The following is an 18,955-nucleotide window of genomic DNA, read 5'->3' as shown; positions in this document are numbered from 1 at the left end:
CGTTGGAAATTGTAAACTGTATCACTTAACTGAATCGTTAATTCAAGGACATGATAACGCTTTATGGATTTATGTTTCAAATATAAATTCAACTCTGTTTTTCAGTTCTTAGGAGTTGCCTGTAAGCGTATGTCATGCTATTTTTAGACAGATGATAACTTAAGGAGGAACTTGAATGAAACGTATGACAAAAGGTTTGACAGCATCCCTATTATTGGCTGTCCCGCTCGCGGCGTGTGGTGATTCTAGCACCGATCAGGCCGAAACTTCGCGCTGGGACGAAATCAAAGAAGACGGTACACTCACGGTCGGTACGGCCGGTACACTCTATCCTGCCTCATTCCGGGAAGAGGATAGCGATACGTTGACGGGGTTTGATGTCGAGCTCATGAAAGAGGTCGGGAAACGCCTCGACCTCGAGGTCCAATTCAAAGAGATGGCGTTCGACAACATGTTGACGAGCGTCCAAAACGGACAAGTTGACGTCGCAGCGAACGATATCTCGGTCACAGAGGACCGGAAAGAGAAGTTCGCCTTCTCAACACCGTACAAGTACACGTACGGGACGGCCATCGTTCGCAAGAGCGATTTGTCTGGCATCGAGTCAATTGAGGATTTGAAAGGCAAAAAAGCCGCTGGTGAAGCGACGACCGTCTTTATGGACGTGGCACGTCAATACGGAGCCGAGGAAGTCATCTATGACAACGCGACGAACGACCAGTACCTTCGTGACGTCTCGACAGGACGGACCGACGTCATCTTGAACGACTACTATCTTCAGACACTCGCCCTCGCCTTCTTCCCGGACTTCGATATCACGATCCACCCGGATATCGCCTATAACCCACAGGAAGTCGCGTTCTTGATGGACAAAGAGAATGCAGAGCTCCAAGAGAACATCGACCGCGTCCTTGGCGAGATGCTTGAAGACGGTACGGTGAAAGAATTGTCGGAAACGTTCTATAACGGAGCCGATGTCTCGGTAGAACCGGACGTCGACGCGACGATCGTCGAATTGGACTAAGCGGTCATGTTCGAAGGTGTGAAATGGGAAGCAATCTTCGACGTCGACCTGGCTGTGCGCTCGTTCCCTTATCTGCTAGGCGGTTTGCCGAACACGCTTTGGATCTCATTCGTCAGCATGTTCTTCGGCTTGTTGCTCGGTCTCGTGCTTGCCCTTGGGAAACTGTCACCGTCCCGGATGCTGCGGTTCCCGTCGACGTTCTATATCTCGTTCATGCGGGGCGTGCCGATTTTGATTATCCTGTTCATCTTATATTCAGGGTTTCCATTCATCGGCATCGAGTTCGCGGCGCTGACGGCGGCGGTCATCGGGTTCAGTCTGAACTCGGCGGCCTATATCGCTGAGATTATCCGGTCGGCGATCCGTGCCGTCGATCCGGGACAGGTCGAGGCGGCCCGCTCGCTCGGGATGAACAAGTGGCTGACGCTCAAAGGGGTCATCTTGCCGCAGGCGACGCGAATCGCGCTCCCCCCGCTTTCGAATGTGTTCCTCGATTTGATTAAAGCGAGTTCGCTCGCCGCCATGATCACCGTCCCTGAAATTTTCAACAAGGCGAAGATCGTCGGGGGCCGGGAGTTCGACTATATGACCGTCTATCTGGTCGTTGCCCTCATCTACTGGGGCATCTGTACGTTCATGTCGTTCTTCCAAGATTGGCTCGAACGGCATTTTGAACGCTATTTGGATACACCGAAGCGATGACTGACTTGCCTCATACAGGCAGGTCAGTTTTTTTGTCGGGCGGTTATCGCGAAAGTGACATGGTATAGTCAACTTATTCTATATTTCGCTTCAAAGGAGACACATCACCTATGTTCTCAAAGCTATTATTCGTCGCATCCGGCCTCATCACACTCACGTATATTTTGTTCGATGGACCGGCATGGGTCAGTGCCTTAAACCCATACACGAGTATGATTGTCCTTTATTACTTGGTTTTTAAGTTCCCGAGCCGGAAAAGAGCGAAGGCGGCCTCTTCAAATTGACCACACGTGACGTACATATTTTGAAGCGCTGGTCTTTAGCGTTCCATCTCGGACCGCGAGTGTGCTATGATTTTCTTAATTATCAGAAAATAGACGGGGGAATTTTATTATGGTGCAACAATGGACGACACATTTAAACGATCAAGTGATCGGGCAGTCAAAGGCGATCAAGCTGTCGACGATCGCCCTCCTCTCCGGGGGACACGTCCTGCTCGAGGACCGACCGGGGACAGGAAAGACGACGCTCGCGCGTAGCCTGGCCACCTCGGTATCGGCCGCATTCCAACGCGTACAGTGTACGCCGGACACGTTGCCGAGTGACATTTTAGGGATGGAACTGTTCAATCCGACGACAGGCACGTTCGAACGGAGAACGGGCCCAATCTTCACGTCGATTTTACTCGTCGATGAAATCAACCGGACGACACCACGGACGCAGTCGGCACTGTTAGAGGCGATGCAGGAGCGGCAAGTGACGCTCGGTGAGGTGTCACTTCGTTTACCGGACCCGTTCTTCGTCATCGCGACGCAAAATCCGTTCGACGGGCAAGGGACGTTCCCGTTGCCTCAGGCGCAGCTCGACCGCTTCTTATTCAAACTGTCACTCGCCCCGCTGTCACGAGAGTCGGAACGCCGGTTGCTACGGAATGAGCATTTGAGTGCGGCTCCGTTCACGTTGCAACAGACCGAGCTTGTCGAGATGCAGCAAGCCGTCCGTGACGTCTTGTTTCACGAGGCGATGGAAGACTACCTTCTCGATTTCGTCGAGGCACTCCGTCATCACCGTGACATCGAGGTCGGACCGAGCCCACGGGCGACGCTCGCCTATACGATGGCAGCCCGGGCTCACGCCTATATGGACGGACGGGATTACGTCACGCCGGAAGACATTCGCGCGCTCTCCCTGCCCATCCTCGGCCACCGGATCGTGTTGACGGTGGAGGCGTCGCTCAAGACGAAGCCGTCCAAATTGATCAAGTCCGTTTTGGAGACCATCCCGGTCCCGTCAGAGGTGTGACATGCAACTCGTCAGCCCTCGCTACCTCGAGTCCGGGTATATGTGGCTCTTGTTCGTCGTCGGGGTGTTCACCGCCCTATACGGGAACGTCTTCCTCGCGAGTGTGATTATCGGGTTCAGCCTGTATGCGCTCATCATGCCGGAGTTATTATTCCGACTCGCTGAGTACGTCCACGTCGAAGTGACTGACGAACTGAAGCTGTTCCCGAACGATGAAGAGACGTATACGCTCAAATTGATTTCGACGGCGCCCGTGCCCCTTGGCGTCGTCCGATTGTCGGGTTATCTCCATCCGACCGTCGAGTCGGAGGCGCACGCCTTCTGGCGCCAAGAGAACTTTGTCGGTCGTGAGGCGGCCGTCGCCTACACGCTTCCACTCAAGGCAATCAAGCGTGGTCCGATCCGCATGGAGGCGATCGGCATGGAGATTCGGGACCCACTCCGTATGTTCTCACTTTATAAAGAAGATCCGCTCGACCGCATCGGGTATGTCTTCCCCGAATTCCTGCCTTATCCGATCCCGAAACGTCCGCCGACGTTACCAGGCGAAGAGATGGTCCGTCATAGCGCCTACCGTGACCCGGAGACGTTCCAGTCGGTGGCCCCGTATCACGGACAGCCGATGCGGCAACTGTATTGGTCGGCCTACGCGAAGACAGGTGAACTGCTCGCCCGCACCGAGCAACCCGTCCAGGCGAACGAATATGTCGTCGTGCTCGACTTGTTGACGAAAGACGGGCGCGCCCTCACCCATCAGATGGAACGGTTGATCTCGCAGGCGGCGGCGCTATGCCGCGACTTCGAGAAAGAGAACGCGAGCTATGGGCTGATCGTCCCGACCCTGACGAAGGAAGGCATCACCTATGACCTCGCCCCGGGGAGCGGTGAGACGCATTTCCGCAAGGTCATGACGACACTCGCCTGTCTGTCGGAACGGGATTTCCCGCTCGCCCGGTCACTGTTCGAACGGAAGGTCGCCAAATACGGCGGCAGCCAATCCATTTTACGACTGGGAGGTGACGGACGATGAGACTACTCTGGTGGGTGTTCGCCGCGTTCTATGTCGGTCACGTGTTTCCGCTCGTCTTTCTGCTGACGCTCCGTTTGCCGCGCAACTGGCAGCTCGGGGTGCAGACGGCCCTGAGCATCGCCGCGCTCTTGTTCTCGTATGAGATGAGCATCACGCTACTGTTGTTCACGTACGTCCACGCCTTTATCCGAACTCTCGATTGGACGGACCGTTACGCGATCGCAAGTGTGCTCTTCCTCATTGTCGATTGGTTGTTCCCGCCGGCGTCTCAGCCGCTGGCGATGATCGTCTTCCCGTTCTTGTTCTTGTTTTGGCAACGGAGCCTGTATTATCGCCGTGACTATAAACGGATGTTGTCCACGCTCGTCGTCGCCCTAGGGGTCGGCCTCGGTTTGGCGATAATCATCCGGACCATCAAAGAGCTGTTGTTCGGCAATCTCGTCGCCTGGATTCAGCCCATCCTGATTTGGATCGGCGGTTGGTTCGACGGAGTCAATCTCGATCCGACCGATCGCGTCAACCGTATCCTCGTCCCGGACAATCCTAACATCGATGCCGAGACGATTTCAAACGAGACGTTACTCGAATCGGCGACGAATCAATCGCTATTCTTGGTCGTGACGTTTCTCGTCGTTCTCGTCAGCGTCATCGCTTTATTCATCTATGTGCAACGCCGAAAAGAAATCCATGAGGATGTGACGGTGCCGAAGCAACGCCATCAAGCGGCCGATTCGGTTCGCCGCTCGACACGGGCCCCACGGCACGTCCGTCTGCTTGATGCCGGGAGACGTCTCGAACAAGCGCATCCCCGCCAGCGCGAAGAGACTGTTTCGGAATGGTTCGAACGAATCGGATTTACCGAAGGGAATCGCTTTGCCACATGGCTGGAGGCGGCCGAGTACGGAGAGAAAGAAGCGCCGGCTCCAATCGTCGAGGCGTTCGAACGGCAAGTCAAACAGACGCTCAAACAATAAGACCAGCCAGATGACCGGACTTTCCGGGACACCTGACTGGTCTTTTTTAGAGGATTGGGCTCAACAGGCGCGACACGCTCTCTTTGAAGCGAATCCATTTCGTTCGTGTCTCATAACGCTCAATTGTTAACCTGTCAGCACATGCGAGGTCTCGATCGAATGCATCGATGACAGACTGGGCCACGACCTCGTCATAGACGAGCGCCGAGATCTCGAAATTGAGTCGGAAACTGCGGGCGTCGATGTTCGTCGTGCCGATCGAGGCGACCTCGCCATCGATGACGAGCGTCTTCGCGTGCAAAAAGCCGCCTTCATACGTATATACTTCGGCCCCGTAGCGGACAAGCTCGGCCGCATTCGTATACGTCGCCCAGTAGACAAACATATGGTCCGGCTTGTTCGGGATCATCAGGCGGATCTTCGTCCCGGACATGAGCGCATTGCGGCAGGCGTCGAGGAAGCTGGCGTCAGGGATGAAATAAGGGGTTTGGATGTAAATCGTCTCTTTCGCCTCGGTGATCATCTTGACGAGCATGTTTTTCAAGTGCTCGGTCGATGAGTTCGGGCCCGATGTGACGATTTGCACCGGTGATTGGGCCGTCTCAATAAGGATGGACGGCCAAATGAAATCCTCTTTCTCGGCCCGATGCTTCGTCGGTACGGCACGGTTCCAATCGAGGAGGAAACGCTCGAGCAGTTCTCGGACCGCCTCCCCTCTCATCCGTAGATGCACATCGCGCCAATAGCCGAACTGACGATTCGTCCCGAGGTATTCATTCCCGACGTTGAAACCACCGATATAGCCGATCTCCCCATCGATGATACATAGCTTTCGGTGATTCCGGTTATTGACGCGGAAGTTGATACCGAGGCGTGACGGGAAGAACGATTTGACCTCGCCGCCGTGCGCGAGCAGTTGTTTAAAATGGGAACGTCGCAATCCGCGGGAGCCGACGGCGTCATAGAGCAGACGGACCTTGACCCCTTCCTTGGCCCGTCGCGTCAAGGCCGAGATGAGCGCCTGACCGAGCGAGTCGTTTTGGATGATATAGTATTGGATGTTGATTTCCTTTGTTGCCACCTCGATGTCATGGAACAACGCATCGAACTTCTGCTCGCCGTCATGGATGACTTGAATTGCATTATGATACGTCACGAGCGCATTCGTGGAGGATAAGTTCAAGCGGGCGAGGCGACGATACTTGGATAAGAGCGGATCACTGGCGAACAAGCCGCCATGGGCGTCGAGCTCAGTCAACTGGTTATGGACGTGTTCCGCGTATTCATGCCGTCGTTCCTCGTCGACTTGGTAGAAGTTATTCGATTTGATTAATCGTCCGAAGAAGATATAGATGAAGAATCCGAGCAGCGGCACGAAGAATAAAACAAGTAGCCAGGCCCACGTCGACCCGATATCGCGCCGTTCGAAGAAGATGATGGTGACCGCAAACGTCACGTTGAGGATGACCAATACGATACCGAGTATGCCTAGAATGAATTCTGTCGTGATCATCTCGATTTCCTCCTTTTGTCTCTTGTTTACCCATTCTTCGTAAGAATGAAATGCTCGTTTACAGGTAAAGGGATAGACACACAAAAAAACACCGCGCCTGCGGTGTTTTTGGGGTAAATCGATTAGTTTAAGACTTTGATTGTGATTGATTTACGACCGAAGTTGAGCGCTTGCTCTCGTGTCGGCATCAAGATATCGATTTTGTTACCTTTGATGGCGCCACCAGTATCTCCAGCGATTGCTTCGCCGTAGCCTTCAACCCATACTTTAGAGCCGAGTGGGATGACTGAAGGGTCAACCGCGATGACTTTTTGGTTCGGGTTCGAGCGGACGTCGATTCCTGTTGCCGTGATTCCTGAGCATCCTGCACAGTATGGCGTGTAAGCCGTTGCTTCCACAGTCATCGTCTTACCTGAAGCCGGAGCTTGGGTTTGCGTTGTAGACGTAGACTGTTTCGTCACTGGTGCAGATGTTGATGCTTTTGGTTTAGCGGCTGGTGCGCTGTTCGCAACCGATGCTGCTTTAGCACCTTTTACAGAGAATTGTTGACCAGGAAAAATGAGATCTGAATTAAGACCGTTCCATGTCATCAACTGTTTGACAGATACGCCGTTGTTTGTCGCGATGCGATACAACGTGTCACCTGATTTTACTGTATACGTTTTTGAAGCGCTTGAAGCTTTAGCTTCTGACTTCGCAAGCTTCAATACTTGGTTTGGATAAATCATATTAGAGTTTAAGCCGTTCGCTTGTTTGATGTCATTAACTGATACACCGTTGTTCACGGCGATACGGTAAAGTGTATCTCCAGACTGAACTGTGTGTGTTGATGCTGCCGAAGCTGGAGCAGCGACTCCTAAACTAAGGCCAGCGAGTGCCGTTAGTGTCAATAGTGGTTTTTTCATAAGAATATTCCTCCCTTTTCTAACGCCCCCTTACTGTAACACCTGTATATTTCACTGCCGTTACAGGCTGATATGAGAGTGATATCAGTTCAGTTACAGAAGCTTTCAGCGAGATGAGAGGAATCTGAATTTTTACAATCCAAATACAAATGGCTTAGTTGAGCCATTTTCAGCTATACTAAAGAGAAGAGAAAGGAGGTTTTAGTCTTTGGAACTATTACTGCTATATTACATTGTGACTAATTTCCTAGCGTTTATGTCATTTTACCTCGATAAACGTCGTGCTAAATCTGGGGAATGGCGCATTTCGGAACAAACGTTACTCATTCTCGTTTGGATCGGTGGCGCATTCGGGGCCTATCTCGCGATGCGGTTCTTCCGTCATAAGACATTGAAACCGAAATTCCGCATTGGTGTTCCAATCGCCATCTTAGTGCATGCGGGTGTCACCGGTTGGTTCATCTTTTGACGCCATTATATAGAAGGAACTTGTTCAATCGCCACGTAGAAAATTCCAATGAAATGTCTTGATAGACGCTTCGTGGTGAAAAAGAAGTGTGTCCATCCGGTGTTAAAACGAAATAAATGTTCAATTATTGAGGTGTTCGGATGAAGGTTGAAGGAAATCTGATTGATATCCAAGAGTGGACTGAAACGACGATTGAGACGACGATCAAAGTGAATCCTCTGTTTCAAATCTGGTTAATCACGAACGGACAACTCGACCTGCTCGTCAATGGGACACGGTCTCGGCTCCGCTCCGGGATGGCGTTGATCTTAGACCGTGGACAAATCGTGAAAGTTCAACCGAAAGGAGAGCCATTTCGTTTGGTCGTGATCTCCGTCGAGCCGTTTGACCTATTCTCTCCGTCGCTTGCGGAGTTGTACGTGACACCGCACGCCGAGACGTCGCGTAGTAAAGTGTTGCATCCCGGTGAACCAGGAGATAAGCCCGTCCTCGACATAATCGACAAAGTGATTTGTAGCCTGAAGAAGAAGTCCTCGTTCGCGTTGCTCGATGCGAGCTTACAGCTCGCAGTCATTTGGCGCTATTGGATTCAACAGCCGCAAAGCAGAACGAAACATCATGTTCAGGAACGGATGCGTCTCATGCTCGCCTACATACATGACCATGACACGATGAAACTGACGCTCGAAGACATCGCAGCAACGGGTGGTCTGAGCCGGGCGGAATGTTGCCGCTACTTTACAAAATGGGGCGACACATCGCCGCTCGCCTACGTCCAAAACGTCCGCATGCATCGTGCGGCGCGCCTCGTCGAGGAGTCGAAGGAACCGATCGCCGATCTAGCGCATCGTCTCGGCTACACGAGCGTGAGCCATTTCGTGCAATCGTTTAAAAAAGTCCATGCGGTGACACCATTGGCGTACCGAAAGCGACAGACATAACAAAAGCCGACAATCGTGTCGGCTTTTTCTCGTTAACGGGCGGTCCAACCGCCGTCTGCTTTCAAGACGTCTCCATTGACGAAACTCGAATCGTCGGAGGCGAGGAACAACGCGACCTTGGCAATTTGCTCCGGTTCACCCATCGGGGCATCCCCTGCCCCTTGGATGGCCCGCATCCCGAGCTCGCTCGGCGCGGTGATGGTGGCGCCGATATTCGTATTGACCCCGCCCGGTGCGATGGCGTTGGCCCGAATCTTGTTGAACGTACCGTACGTGGCGGCGATATTTTTCGTCAAGCCGATGAGTGCGTGCTTCGAGGCGACGTACGAGGCACCGCCGCGTGTCCCGAACAGGCCACCGACCGAGGCGTTATTGATGATGACGCCACCCGTTTTTTGCTTGTCCATGATGTTGATCGCGGCCCGTGCCAGTTTCATCGGTCCGGTCAAGTTGACGGCGATGACGCGGTCCCATATCTCGTCCGTCACTTAGCCGACGGTCAAAAAGTTGTCCATGATGCCCGCGTTGTTGACCAAGATGTCGAGCGAGCCGAACGTGCTCGTCGCCGTCTCGACCATCTTGTCGATATCTTCCTGCTTCGTGACGTTCCCCGAGACGCCGACGGCTTCCCCGCCGCTCGCTTTAATCTCTGAGGCGATCGTCTCGACCGAGTCCCCGTTCATGTCGACGGCGACGACGCGTGCCCCTTCCTCGGCAAACAGTTTGGCGATGGCCCGACCCCGGTGACGAGTGCCGTTTTACCCGATAATTTCACACCGCATTCCTCCTTGTTGAGACAACTCAAGAGCGACAGAGAAAACGACAAGTGCAACCTGCTCACGTGTCATTAGTCTATACCTGGATTTGGGTGAAAACGTATCTCTGTTTGAAAGAATCTGCTTCTGTTCCAATCACTAGTCACGTACAATGGAAAGATACAGATATTGGGAGTTGGAAGGTGGGATTCAATTGAATCGTTATCATGCAGAAGTGATGGGAAGCGGGACACCCGTTATATTTTTACCGGCTGGAGGATTCACCGGAGAAGAAGGTCGTTCACTCGCTGAGGTGCTATGCGACGACTTCGAGGTGCATTTGCTGGATTTGCCAGGGTTCGGGCGAAGTGAAGGGATTAAGCAGGTCATGACGTCCGAACAGTTGGCGGATTGGGTCAACGACTACGTCGTCACACATCGAATCGGACCCGTCCATGTGATCGCGCATTCACTTGGAGGTGCGATCGCTCTCGCTTTCGCCACGCATTATCCCGAGCACGTGGAGCGGCTCGTCTTGCTCGATCAAGGCCATAAGGCGTTCCCTCGCCTTCCGTTGAGAGAGTATGGCGTGTTCGGCCTTGCCGTCCCGCTCCTGAGCGGACTTTATCGTCTGTTCGGACCTCGGCTCGTCCCGAAAATCGAGACGAAGGTCATTTCAGATGAAGGTACATCTCCAGTTACAGAGGAACAGGTTAAGACTTTCTGCGCACAGACAGGCCTCTCTGAACGAAACGAGATTCGGCGCGCGTTGAACGACCCGGCTAAGCTCGGACGAGGCGGATTGAATCTGCTGTTCGGCTTCTATCACCTTGACGTGCCGCAGCTTATGCGTTCACTTAAAGTCCCGACGTTACTTATTTACGGCGATTTTGTCGGACTGGACGACAAAGAAGCCCGATTGACGAAGTCAGCCATGATGGACCTGCAACGGCATGAGCTGCCGATCACTTACATACGAATGACAGGCGGCCACTTCGTCCATTGGAACCCGGCGTTCCCGCTCGAACAGGTACGACAGTTTTTACAAGTTGAGAAAGTGAGCGGTCTGTTATGAAGCGTCAGCAAAAGATTGTCCTCATTCTTATGTGCTCATTGTTGGTATCAGCCGGAGTGGCCTGGGCATTTGATTCGACGAAGCAGCCACAATTGCCCGAGGGAGCGGAACCGATTCTCACCTACCCTGTTGATGACCGTGACATGAGTCTTCGCTTTTTCATGAACAGTTACACCGTCGAGGAATGGAGTGAAGAGCCGGTTACGCAAGGCATAGGTCTTGAACTTACTGTCGACAATCAGGTTCAGTCGATTACATCTGAATCGCTGTCCGAGGCAGGGCTCACGTGGGCCACTTTCGGCCAATCGTGCGGGGATCGGTCAGAATGCTCCCCCTACGACATCCTTTACGGAATGAACCACGGCGAGACGACAAGAGTCGTCGTCGAGTTGAACGGAGACAAATTTGAACCGGAACTGTTGAAGACAAAGGCCGGGAATGACGTCTGGTTCGTGCTCGTCGACCAAATCGAGTCGATTGAGTCCATCATCGGTTACGATGCTGAAGGGGATATATCGTACCGCTTTAATAACTAAAAAAGAGACGGAGGACCGCTGTCCTCTCATCTCTTAGCGTTCGCAGGCGATAAAGTCTTTGTCGCGGTCTTTCGATTTGTTTGCTTCATACAGCGTGGCGCTGACATACGGCTTGTACTTCGTCTTGCCGCCTTTGTTTTTCGTCGTCTTCGTCTTGGCGACACCGCCCTTGTACGTCTTATTCAGTTCGGTGCAGTTCTTAAATTTTTTCGGTGCAGCGTCCGCGGTTTCTGACGGCGCGATGCTCAGCGTGAACAACGCGATGCCCGCGATGGTCGCACGAAGTAGCTTTTTCATAGTTTTCCTCCTAGGTAACAAACGATATGCGTGCTAATTCTTGATTATTATAAGGGGAGTTATGACGAATACCCTGATTTTTAAAATAGTTAAAGGAAGGTAACCATCTATGGACTTACTTATGTTGATACAGGACCGGGCTCTCCCGTTACTACTGCTCGCACTATTTCTCATTTTGAACGTCGTGTTCGTCATCGGGATTTGGAAACGACGACGCCACTTCTCCAAAACATTTCTCGTGTTCGCGAGCTCGCTTGCGTTTCTACTCATGACGTCATCGATCATTCTCATCATGTTCACGATGTTCATCGGCTACAACCAGTGATGCCTTCTATCCGATGATATCCGTATCAAAATCATCGAGTGCCCCTACGACGTTCGAAGTATGATGAATGCAGAAAGGAGGGAATGCTGATGCTTGAATCATTGAACCGATTGATGGACCACATCGATCAACATTTAACAGAAGACATCACGAGTCAGGATATCACCCGCATCGTCGGGGTCTCCGACTATCATTTTCGACGCATGTTTTCCTACATGGCCGGGATGACGCTCAATGAATACATTCGAAACCGTCGGCTGTCAGAAGCGAACAAGGACTTGATTCAAGGGAAATCAGTCACGGACATAGCATATACGTATGGCTATCAATCCGTCGACGGATTCTCGCGAGCGTTTCGAGACTGGTGTGGCTTTTTACCGTCAGAAGTCATCAAGAACAAGATTCAAAAGTCATTCCCGAAATTCACTTTCTTCATTGACATCAAAGGGGGAATCTCGATGGAATTCAAATTAGAACACAAATCTTCATTTAACGTCGTCGGCGTGTCTAAACGCGTCCCGATTCAGTTCGAAGGCGTGAATCAAGACATCGTCGAGTTGGCGCAGTCAATTACGGAACAACAACGAAGCGAGATGCATCAATTGGCGGACCTTTATCCAAATCAAGTGCTCAACGTGTCGTACGACTTCGATGAAAGCTATTTGGACGAAACGGGTTCACTCACGCACATGATTGGCTTCGCGACGACACAAGATAATCCGTACGAGGATCTTGAACAGATTACGATCGAGTCGAACCTGTGGGCCGTCTTCCCGAATACCGGCCCGTTCCCGAAGACGCTCCAGGAGACGATGGCCAAGACGTATGCCGAGTGGCTGCCGACGTCTGGCTACGAACTGGCTGACTTGCCAAGCATCTCGTTCACGAAGCATGACGGACCGTCGGACAACGTCTATAGCGAAGTGTGGGTGGCGGTCAAACCGAAAACGACGTAAGCACAGAAAAATACCTCTTGAAGACAATTGTCTTCAAGAGGTATTTTCGTTTACTTCGAAAGCTCGTACGCGAGCGCTTCCCCGTTCGTTTCGATCACATGCTTATACCAATCGAACGAGTCTTTCTTCATCCGCTCCATCGAGCCGTTGCCTTCATTGTCACGGTCGACATAAATCATGCCGTACCGTTTCTTCATCTCGCCCGTCGTGAACGAGACGATGTCGATGATGCCCCATGGCGTGTAGCCGATCAAGTCGACGCCATCATAGACGACCGCTTGTTTCAACTGTTCGATATGCGCCTTCAAGTAGTCGATGCGTGCCGCATCATGGATTTTCCCGTCGACGATCTCATCGACAGCACCGAATCCGTTCTCGACGATGAAGAGCGGGATTTGATAGCGGTCGTACAACCGGTTGAGCACATAGCGGAGACCGACCGGGTCGATTGACCAGCCCCAGTCGCTCGACTTGATATACGGATTCTCGACGCCGTTCGGCAGACCACCGTTGACGATGTCGCCACTGTTGTCGGCGACGACATCACTCTTCACGGTCGTCGACATATAGTAACTGAAACCGAGGTAATCGACGGTCCCGTTTTTCAAAATCTCCTCGTCCCCATCGAGGAACGGGATTGAATAGCCTTCACGCTCGAACTCGTTCAAGGCGTAGCTCGGATAGAACCCACGCACTTGCACGTCTGGGAAGAAGTAACGCTGACGCATCATTTCTTCAGCGAGCATGACGTCGTCCGGGTTTGACGAGAACGGATAGATCGGCACGTGGGACACCATCGCCCCGATCTCGAAGTCCGGGTTGATCGCTTTCCCTTTCGCGACGGCGAGGGCGCTCGCAATCAACTCATGGTGCCCCGTCTGATACATCACTTCACGGGCGTTCTCCCCGTCTTCGACGATGACGCCAGAGTTCGTCCATAAGAAGAGCGGGTTGTTGACGTCCATCTTGTTGTTGATCTCGTTGAACGTCATCCAATATTTGACCTTGTCTTTGTAGCGGTCGAAACACACCTCGGCGAAGCGGACGAAATGGTCGACGACGGCACGGTTGCGGAACCCGCCGTACTCACGTGCGAGGTGAAGCGGCATCTCGAAGTGAGATAGTGTGATGATCGGCTCGATGTCGTGCTTCAACAGTTCATCGAACAAGTCGTCATAAAATTGGAGCCCTGCCTCGTTCGGCTCCGCATCGTCCCCGTTCGGGAAGATCCGGCTCCAACCGATTGACGTGCGGAGACACTTCAAGCCCATCTCAGCGAAGAGCGCGACGTCTTCTTTATAACGGTGATAGAAGTCGATTGCTTCATGGTTCGGATAAAATTCGTCCGGCTCGACCTTGTCCGTGATCCGACGCGCGACGCCGTGAGCGCCGGCCGTCAACACGTCGACGACGCTCGGCCCTTTGCCGTCGGCGTCCCAGCCGCCTTCAAATTGGTGGGCGGCAAGCGCGCCGCCCCATAGAAAGTCTTTTGGTAATGTCTTCATGGTAGTTCCTCCTTATTGATTAACAATCGTGAGCATTGGTGTCGTCGTGTCTGTCTGATTACTTGCTTGGACGAGTACGTCGGCGTATGTCGCGCTGTTCGTCACGATGACAGGTGTGATGCTTGAAATATTATGTGCAGCGATCATGTCACGGTCGAACGTCGTCAACACATCGCCCGCTTTAAAGCCGTCCCCGTCTTTGACGTGCACGGTGAACGGTTTCCCATCGAGCGTCACCGTATCGAGACCAACGTGGATCAAGAGTTCAACCCCAGTGTTCGAACGGAGACCGATCGCATGTTTCGTTGGTGCGACCATGACGACCGTCCCGTCAAACGGTGCAATGACCTTATTCCCGTCTGGCTCGACGGCATAACCTTTCCCCATCGCTCCGGAGGCGAATACGTCGTCCGGAACATCGTTCAAGGCGATGACTTTTCCAGAGAGCGGTGAAGCAATCGTCTCTTCCTGGACGAGCGTCGCACTCGCTTCTGCCGTCGCAGGTGTTTCCGTCACTTCTGTCACTTGTTTGGCCGTGTCTTCTCCGAAACCGAAGATTTGAATCAAGACGACCGGAAGGATGATGGCGATCGCTGTCCCGATTAACAATCCCCAAATCGAGGTCGGCACGTCTTCACTGATTCCGTTCACAAGGGTGAGCGGACCTGGGAGACCAGCGTAAGCGAAGTAATACGGGTTGAAGAAACTGGCCACGATGGCTCCGATGGCCCCTGAGATACATCCAAAGATGAACGGTTTCTTGAAGCGGAGTGTCACCCCGTAAATGGCAGGCTCTGTGATTCCGAATAGTCCAGTAATCCCAGCCGAGACACCGACTTTTTTGATTTCTTGGCTCTTCGCCTTCAAGATGACACCGAGGACGGCACCGACTTGGGCGATGACGGCGATCGTCTGATATGCCTGGAACGAGTCACGGCCATACAAGTCGAAGTTTGCGAGCACCATCGGCGTCACACCCCAATGGACCCCGAAGATGACGATGACTTGCCAGAGACCACCGATAATCGCGCCAGCGAGCATCGGCGCGTTTTCCGCCAAGAAGTTGTAGCCGTTGGCGATTCCGACCGCACCCATCGTCGTGATCGGTCCGACGACGAGAATCGTGAGCGGCACCATGAGCACCAAACTGAAGAACGGTACGAACAGAGGGCGAATGACCTCGTTCATGTGTCGGTTCAAGAACCGCTCGACGTAAGATAAGATCCAGACGAGGAAGAGCGGTGGTAATACCGATGACGTATACGTCGTACCTGACAAGGCGAGGCCGAGGAAACTGATCGTCTCCCCTGACGTGATGCGAGCCGCCATCTCGGCCCATGTCGGACTGACCAACGCCGCACTGGCTGCGACGGAGATGAACGTGTTCGTCTTAAAGTGTTTCGATGCCGTGATGGCGATGAAAATCGGTAAGAACGTGAACGGTGCCCATGAGATGAAGCTGAACACTTCGTACGTCCCCGTCTTGGCGAAACCGTCGAACAACAATGTCGTGATGATGAGTACCCCTTGCAAAATCCCGGCTGCGGCCAAGATATAGATGAACGGTGCGAATACGGCGGACATCGTTGCGATGATGCGGTTGAGGACGGTCCCCTTGTTTCCGTCTTCGACCTCCGTCCCTTCGATCTGTACCAGTTTCGTGAACTCATCGAACACTTCCCCGACATGCTGCCCGATGACGACCTGGAACTGGCCACCCGTCTCGACGACCGTGATGACACCTGGCATCGCCATGACTTGTTCTTTCGCTTGCGGATTCGACCGCTTCAAGACGAGGCGGAGTCGCGTCGCACAGCGGGCCGCATTGATGACGTTGTCTTCCCCTCCGACGGCCTCTAAAATATCCCGAGCCAGTTTTGAATAATCCCGAACTTTACTCAACTGAAAACCCTCCTTTGATGTAACGCTTACATTTTGTACACTCTTACTATAATTGTACCGGTACAATTAATCAATAGCGATACAATAAATAGTTTGTGAACGTTTCGTAGACATGTGTGTGGTATAATGAAGGCAACATTTTCAAGTAGATGAGGGATGAGCGTGCTTAAATATCAACAAGTGGCAGCAGAGATTGAACAGTACATCAATCAACATGATTTGAAGCAAGGAGATAAACTGCCCGTCCTCGAGCAGTTGATGAGCCAATATGCCGTCAGCAAGAGTACGATCACGAAAGCGCTCGAGTTGCTGGAACGGAAAGGCGTCATCTTTCAATTGCGGGGGAGCGGCATCTTCGTCCGGCGCCACAACCGTCCGGGCTATATGAGCCTGTTCTCGACACAAGGGTTCAAGAGCAACCTTGGTGACCGGGTGTTGACGTCGGACGTGCTCGACGTCTCGGTCACGAAACCGGACGCGATGGTCGCACAGAACCTTGGCATCGACGTGACGGATGACGTCTATCGCGTCGAGCGGGTCCGCTTCGTCGACGGCGAGGTGTTCTGTTACGAGGAGTCGTACTATGTGAAGGCGATTGTCCCGTATTTGAACCGAGAGATCGTCGCCGACTCGATCTTCGATTACGTACAAGGCGCACTCGGCGTCACCATCGGCTTTTCGGACATGTACATGCAGGTCGGGCGATTGACCGAGACGGAATCCGGCTATCTAGGTTTACAGACGGAGGACCCGACGCTCCGCATCGAGACGATTTTCCATCTTTCGAACGGGAAGCCGTTCGATTATTCACGCATCACGTATCATTACGAACACTCACAGTTCGTCGTCCAAGCGAACGGACCATACATGTGAAAACACCGCTCTACGCGATTTGCGTGGAGCGGTGTTTTTGTATGGCTCAGACGAGCGGTTTTCGCTTTAAATCAATCACTGACGTTTACATTTCACTTTCTCCATCGCCTTCGGAAAAAAAGATAAGCGAGCGGGAGCACCGCCAACAACGCGAGTCCGAGCATCCGATATGATGTTGGTTCTGTTGTCTGAACGTCACCTGAACCACCAGTAAGCGCATCCCCTGGTTGCGCTTCGGTGTTGGATTGTGTCTCGACCAAGCGTTTCTGATACATCTCGAGCGTGATCCTGTCTTCTTCGATGAACCGTTTCGCATCGGTCGTCAAGGCGGTCAACTTCTTTCCATCATAGTCAAACCAGGCATTCTCTCGCGAGGAATGGACCAATGTACCGGACACATCAGCTAAGGCAATGGCCAACTCGTCACCATACCCGAACGTGGAGAAGGCGAAGAGGCCCGGTTCCTGCTCGTACGTGCCGATGACATTTCTCGGCTCTCCATCTTGTAGGACGGCTGATACGTACTCCTTGCTCGAGACAAACGTACACATTTCGTCCGACGAATAACAGGATTGCGCGGCAATCATCACTTCATGGAGCGAACCGAACGAGATGGCGCGACTTTCCGTCAAATGATAGTTACTCGGGTCGTCACCTTCGATATGGTCGAGGACGATTGACTCGAAATGTTTTTCAGCAAAACGCTCCGCGGATCGTTCAGTCGGCGCGGCAGCTGCTGACGTAGCAACGAGCGTGAAGGCCCCAGCTAGGGCGAATGTTGTGAGGTGGCGCAACATGTTTTCTCCTTTCAACTGATAGACATCTGTTTGAGCAGTGACGCGTCAATCCGAATCACTTCCGCATGCGGATGATTCTGTCGCTCGATGATTTGATTGAACCGTTTCGAAGCGACGAATCGATCGGATTCATGGACCCACGCCAGACGTACGAGGGCGAGGCGCAATTGCTTGCGACCGTCACTCATTCGCAGGTGGTCGATATGATTCTCAGCATCGAGCCGATTGATGAACAGCTCGACTTTACAATCTTCCTTCACTAAATAGGATACCAGATAAGCGGCCTGTTGAATCAACTCTTCATAGCGCGCATGAAGGCCATTCCCTAGCGGACCGCTCAAGTCGAGCACGAGCGTGAATGTATCGAGGTTTTGGCGTTGATACACTTTCGCCTGAAGTTTTCCTGTCTTGGCTGTCGCGATCCAGTCAATCTGTTTGACCGGCTCTTGCTCATACCGTTTTGTGCTTTGAATCATCAACGGGTCGTTGAGCGGTGAATGTTTAACGAGTCGGTCCCCCATCCGTACCAGGCGTGAGTCAAATCTGTTCTGTCTCGTGATGGATGGGAGTATGATCCAGGATGGAAGCGTATGATCTGTGACGAAGATGGTGCCAAGCCAAAATGGGAGTCTGAACTGAAGTGTACATTCATTGACTTGGACGGGCCCGCGCTGTTTCGCATGAATTGGAAGCGAATAGGTCGATTCCTCACGAAGTTGAATGACATGTACGCGCTGATCTTCGTCAAACGTCAAGCCGTGTCCCGTGACCAGGCGGACCGATGTCGGGATTCCGAGTTCTTGGAGACGTTCTACACCTGTCACCTCCATTCTTAGCGAGACACGATCATTTACGAACAACAACTGCTCTTTCTGGTGGAACGATAAACGTGTCCCTTCGACAATTTTCTGCGTCAGCCATTTCCGAATCAGCATCAATCCTAGAATTGCGCCAGACAGATAAGCGAGCGGCCACACATATGGGAACCATATGAACAGAAGTAGGATTCCGGTATAGGCCGGCCATAGCTTGTCGTCTAAAAGTGACGGTGTGCTCACTTCGACTTGTCGCATC

19 protein-coding genes and 1 pseudogene are annotated in these 18,955 nt (G+C 52.6%); 12 read left to right on the top strand and 8 right to left on the bottom strand.

What is annotated here, in order from left to right; genetic code table 11:
• The first annotated feature begins 175 nt into the window (after positions 1-175).
• The 5 genes from KNP60_RS11340 (at position 176) to KNP60_RS11320 (ending at position 5,032) form a co-directional block, all read left to right on the top strand.
• Complete coding sequence (locus KNP60_RS11340; RefSeq protein WP_214797497.1) at positions 176-1,024, top strand: transporter substrate-binding domain-containing protein; 849 nt, start codon at positions 176-178, stop codon at positions 1,022-1,024.
• 6 nt (positions 1,025-1,030) lie between these two features.
• Positions 1,031-1,726 (top strand): amino acid ABC transporter permease, encoded by a 696-nt coding sequence (locus KNP60_RS11335; protein ID WP_214763133.1) that lies wholly within the window; start codon positions 1,031-1,033, stop codon positions 1,724-1,726.
• Between the two features lie 393 nt (positions 1,727-2,119).
• The gene (locus KNP60_RS11330) at positions 2,120-3,028 is read left to right on the top strand and encodes an AAA family ATPase (protein ID WP_214797496.1); all 909 of its coding nucleotides are present in this window, start codon (positions 2,120-2,122) and stop codon (positions 3,026-3,028) included.
• A gap of 1 nt (position 3,029) precedes the next feature.
• Entirely contained in the window at positions 3,030-4,058 is a 1,029-nt protein-coding gene (locus KNP60_RS11325) for a DUF58 domain-containing protein (protein WP_034777619.1), read from the top strand.
• Positions 4,055-5,032 (top strand): hypothetical protein, encoded by a 978-nt coding sequence (locus KNP60_RS11320; protein ID WP_214797495.1) that lies wholly within the window; start codon positions 4,055-4,057, stop codon positions 5,030-5,032. Before KNP60_RS11325 ends, KNP60_RS11320 begins: the two co-directional genes overlap by 4 nt.
• Before the next feature lie 46 nt (positions 5,033-5,078).
• Here the strand turns inward: KNP60_RS11320 and cls are convergent, their stop codons facing one another.
• Both cls and KNP60_RS11310 read right to left on the bottom strand, forming a co-directional pair.
• Positions 5,079-6,545 (bottom strand): cardiolipin synthase, encoded by a 1,467-nt coding sequence (gene cls, locus KNP60_RS11315; RefSeq protein ID WP_214797494.1) that lies wholly within the window; start codon positions 6,543-6,545, stop codon positions 5,079-5,081.
• Between the two features lie 122 nt (positions 6,546-6,667).
• Positions 6,668-7,450: a LysM peptidoglycan-binding and 3D domain-containing protein gene (locus tag KNP60_RS11310; RefSeq protein WP_034777617.1), complete on the bottom strand. Its 783-nt coding sequence runs from the start codon at positions 7,448-7,450 to the stop codon at positions 6,668-6,670.
• Between the two features lie 208 nt (positions 7,451-7,658).
• Here KNP60_RS11310 and KNP60_RS11305 point away from each other — a divergent pair, with 208 nt between their 5' ends.
• Both KNP60_RS11305 and KNP60_RS11300 read left to right on the top strand, forming a co-directional pair.
• Positions 7,659-7,919, top strand: a complete 261-nt coding sequence (locus KNP60_RS11305) for a DUF1294 domain-containing protein (protein ID WP_232939616.1) — start codon at positions 7,659-7,661, stop codon at positions 7,917-7,919.
• A gap of 140 nt (positions 7,920-8,059) precedes the next feature.
• Entirely contained in the window at positions 8,060-8,860 is an 801-nt protein-coding gene (locus tag KNP60_RS11300; protein ID WP_214797493.1) for a helix-turn-helix transcriptional regulator, read from the top strand.
• A gap of 32 nt (positions 8,861-8,892) precedes the next feature.
• Here the strand turns inward: KNP60_RS11300 and KNP60_RS11295 are convergent.
• Positions 8,893-9,635 (bottom strand): annotated as a pseudogene (locus tag KNP60_RS11295) (SDR family oxidoreductase).
• Positions 9,636-9,829: 194 nt separating this feature from the next.
• Between KNP60_RS11295 and KNP60_RS11290 the strand changes: the two are divergent.
• Positions 9,830-10,690, top strand: a complete 861-nt coding sequence (locus KNP60_RS11290) for an alpha/beta fold hydrolase (RefSeq protein WP_214797492.1) — start codon at positions 9,830-9,832, stop codon at positions 10,688-10,690.
• A gap of 161 nt (positions 10,691-10,851) precedes the next feature.
• On the top strand, positions 10,852-11,226 hold the full coding sequence (locus KNP60_RS11285; protein WP_214797491.1) for a hypothetical protein: 375 nt from the start codon (positions 10,852-10,854) through the stop codon (positions 11,224-11,226).
• A 33-nt stretch (positions 11,227-11,259) separates the two neighbouring features.
• On the opposite strand, the gene KNP60_RS11280 is transcribed toward KNP60_RS11285, so the two are convergent.
• On the bottom strand, positions 11,260-11,523 hold the full coding sequence (locus tag KNP60_RS11280) for an excalibur calcium-binding domain-containing protein (protein WP_214797490.1): 264 nt from the start codon (positions 11,521-11,523) through the stop codon (positions 11,260-11,262).
• A 109-nt stretch (positions 11,524-11,632) separates the two neighbouring features.
• Between KNP60_RS11280 and KNP60_RS11275 the strand changes: the two genes are divergently transcribed.
• Both KNP60_RS11275 and KNP60_RS11270 read left to right on the top strand, forming a co-directional pair.
• Positions 11,633-11,848: a hypothetical protein gene (locus KNP60_RS11275; RefSeq protein ID WP_214797489.1), complete on the top strand. Its 216-nt coding sequence runs from the start codon at positions 11,633-11,635 to the stop codon at positions 11,846-11,848.
• An 89-nt stretch (positions 11,849-11,937) separates the two neighbouring features.
• Positions 11,938-12,804, top strand: coding sequence for an AraC family transcriptional regulator (locus KNP60_RS11270; RefSeq protein WP_214797488.1), 867 nt, complete (start codon positions 11,938-11,940; stop codon positions 12,802-12,804).
• A 50-nt stretch (positions 12,805-12,854) separates the two neighbouring features.
• On the opposite strand, the gene bglA is transcribed toward KNP60_RS11270, so the two are convergent.
• Positions 12,855-14,309, bottom strand: coding sequence for a 6-phospho-beta-glucosidase BglA (gene bglA / locus KNP60_RS11265; protein WP_214797487.1), 1,455 nt, complete (start codon positions 14,307-14,309; stop codon positions 12,855-12,857).
• 12 nt (positions 14,310-14,321) lie between these two features.
• Positions 14,322-16,211 carry a beta-glucoside-specific PTS transporter subunit IIABC gene (locus KNP60_RS11260; protein WP_214763121.1) on the bottom strand — a complete coding sequence of 630 codons (1,890 nt, stop codon included), beginning with the start codon at positions 16,209-16,211 and terminating at the stop codon, positions 14,322-14,324.
• Positions 16,212-16,373: 162 nt separating this feature from the next.
• Here KNP60_RS11260 and KNP60_RS11255 point away from each other — a divergent pair, with 162 nt between their 5' ends.
• Positions 16,374-17,084 carry a GntR family transcriptional regulator gene (locus KNP60_RS11255; RefSeq protein ID WP_214763120.1) on the top strand — a complete coding sequence of 237 codons (711 nt, stop codon included), beginning with the start codon at positions 16,374-16,376 and terminating at the stop codon, positions 17,082-17,084.
• Positions 17,085-17,176: 92 nt separating this feature from the next.
• On the opposite strand, the gene KNP60_RS11250 is transcribed toward KNP60_RS11255, so the two are convergent.
• Complete coding sequence (locus KNP60_RS11250; RefSeq protein ID WP_214797486.1) at positions 17,177-17,878, bottom strand: hypothetical protein; 702 nt, start codon at positions 17,876-17,878, stop codon at positions 17,177-17,179.
• Positions 17,879-17,892: 14 nt separating this feature from the next.
• A complete protein-coding gene (locus KNP60_RS11245; RefSeq protein ID WP_251131391.1) occupies positions 17,893-18,954 on the bottom strand; it encodes a DUF58 domain-containing protein in 1,062 nt (353 codons plus the stop codon).
• Between the last annotated feature and the right edge of the window lies 1 nt (position 18,955).

This window comes from Exiguobacterium sp. s5, from assembly GCF_018618075.1.
Lineage (GTDB): Bacteria > Bacillota > Bacilli > Exiguobacteriales > Exiguobacteriaceae > Exiguobacterium > Exiguobacterium mexicanum_A.
Note: the sequence above shows the minus strand (reverse complement) of the source record. Positions and strands in the feature narration are given on the sequence as shown.

What these genes read in the sequence shown, in the direction of transcription:
- KNP60_RS11280 (WP_214797490.1), bottom strand. Translation starts at nt 11,523, where the DNA reads ATGAAAAAGCTACTTCGTGCGACCATCGCGGGCATCGCGTTGTTCACG.
- KNP60_RS11245 (WP_251131391.1), bottom strand. Translation starts at nt 18,954, where the DNA reads ATGCGACAAGTCGAAGTGAGCACACCGTCACTTTTAGACGACAAGCTA.
- KNP60_RS11270 (WP_214797488.1), top strand. Translation starts at nt 11,938, where the DNA reads ATGCTTGAATCATTGAACCGATTGATGGACCACATCGATCAACATTTA.
- KNP60_RS11325 (WP_034777619.1), top strand. Translation starts at nt 3,030, where the DNA reads ATGCAACTCGTCAGCCCTCGCTACCTCGAGTCCGGGTATATGTGGCTC.
- KNP60_RS11275 (WP_214797489.1), top strand. Translation starts at nt 11,633, where the DNA reads ATGGACTTACTTATGTTGATACAGGACCGGGCTCTCCCGTTACTACTG.
- KNP60_RS11285 (WP_214797491.1), top strand. Translation starts at nt 10,852, where the DNA reads ATGAACAGTTACACCGTCGAGGAATGGAGTGAAGAGCCGGTTACGCAA.
- KNP60_RS11335 (WP_214763133.1), top strand. Translation starts at nt 1,031, where the DNA reads ATGTTCGAAGGTGTGAAATGGGAAGCAATCTTCGACGTCGACCTGGCT.
- KNP60_RS11330 (WP_214797496.1), top strand. Translation starts at nt 2,120, where the DNA reads ATGGTGCAACAATGGACGACACATTTAAACGATCAAGTGATCGGGCAG.
- KNP60_RS11310 (WP_034777617.1), bottom strand. Translation starts at nt 7,450, where the DNA reads ATGAAAAAACCACTATTGACACTAACGGCACTCGCTGGCCTTAGTTTA.
- KNP60_RS11340 (WP_214797497.1), top strand. Translation starts at nt 176, where the DNA reads ATGAAACGTATGACAAAAGGTTTGACAGCATCCCTATTATTGGCTGTC.
- KNP60_RS11320 (WP_214797495.1), top strand. Translation starts at nt 4,055, where the DNA reads ATGAGACTACTCTGGTGGGTGTTCGCCGCGTTCTATGTCGGTCACGTG.
- KNP60_RS11300 (WP_214797493.1), top strand. Translation starts at nt 8,060, where the DNA reads ATGAAGGTTGAAGGAAATCTGATTGATATCCAAGAGTGGACTGAAACG.
- bglA (WP_214797487.1), bottom strand. Translation starts at nt 14,309, where the DNA reads ATGAAGACATTACCAAAAGACTTTCTATGGGGCGGCGCGCTTGCCGCC.
- cls (WP_214797494.1), bottom strand. Translation starts at nt 6,545, where the DNA reads ATGATCACGACAGAATTCATTCTAGGCATACTCGGTATCGTATTGGTC.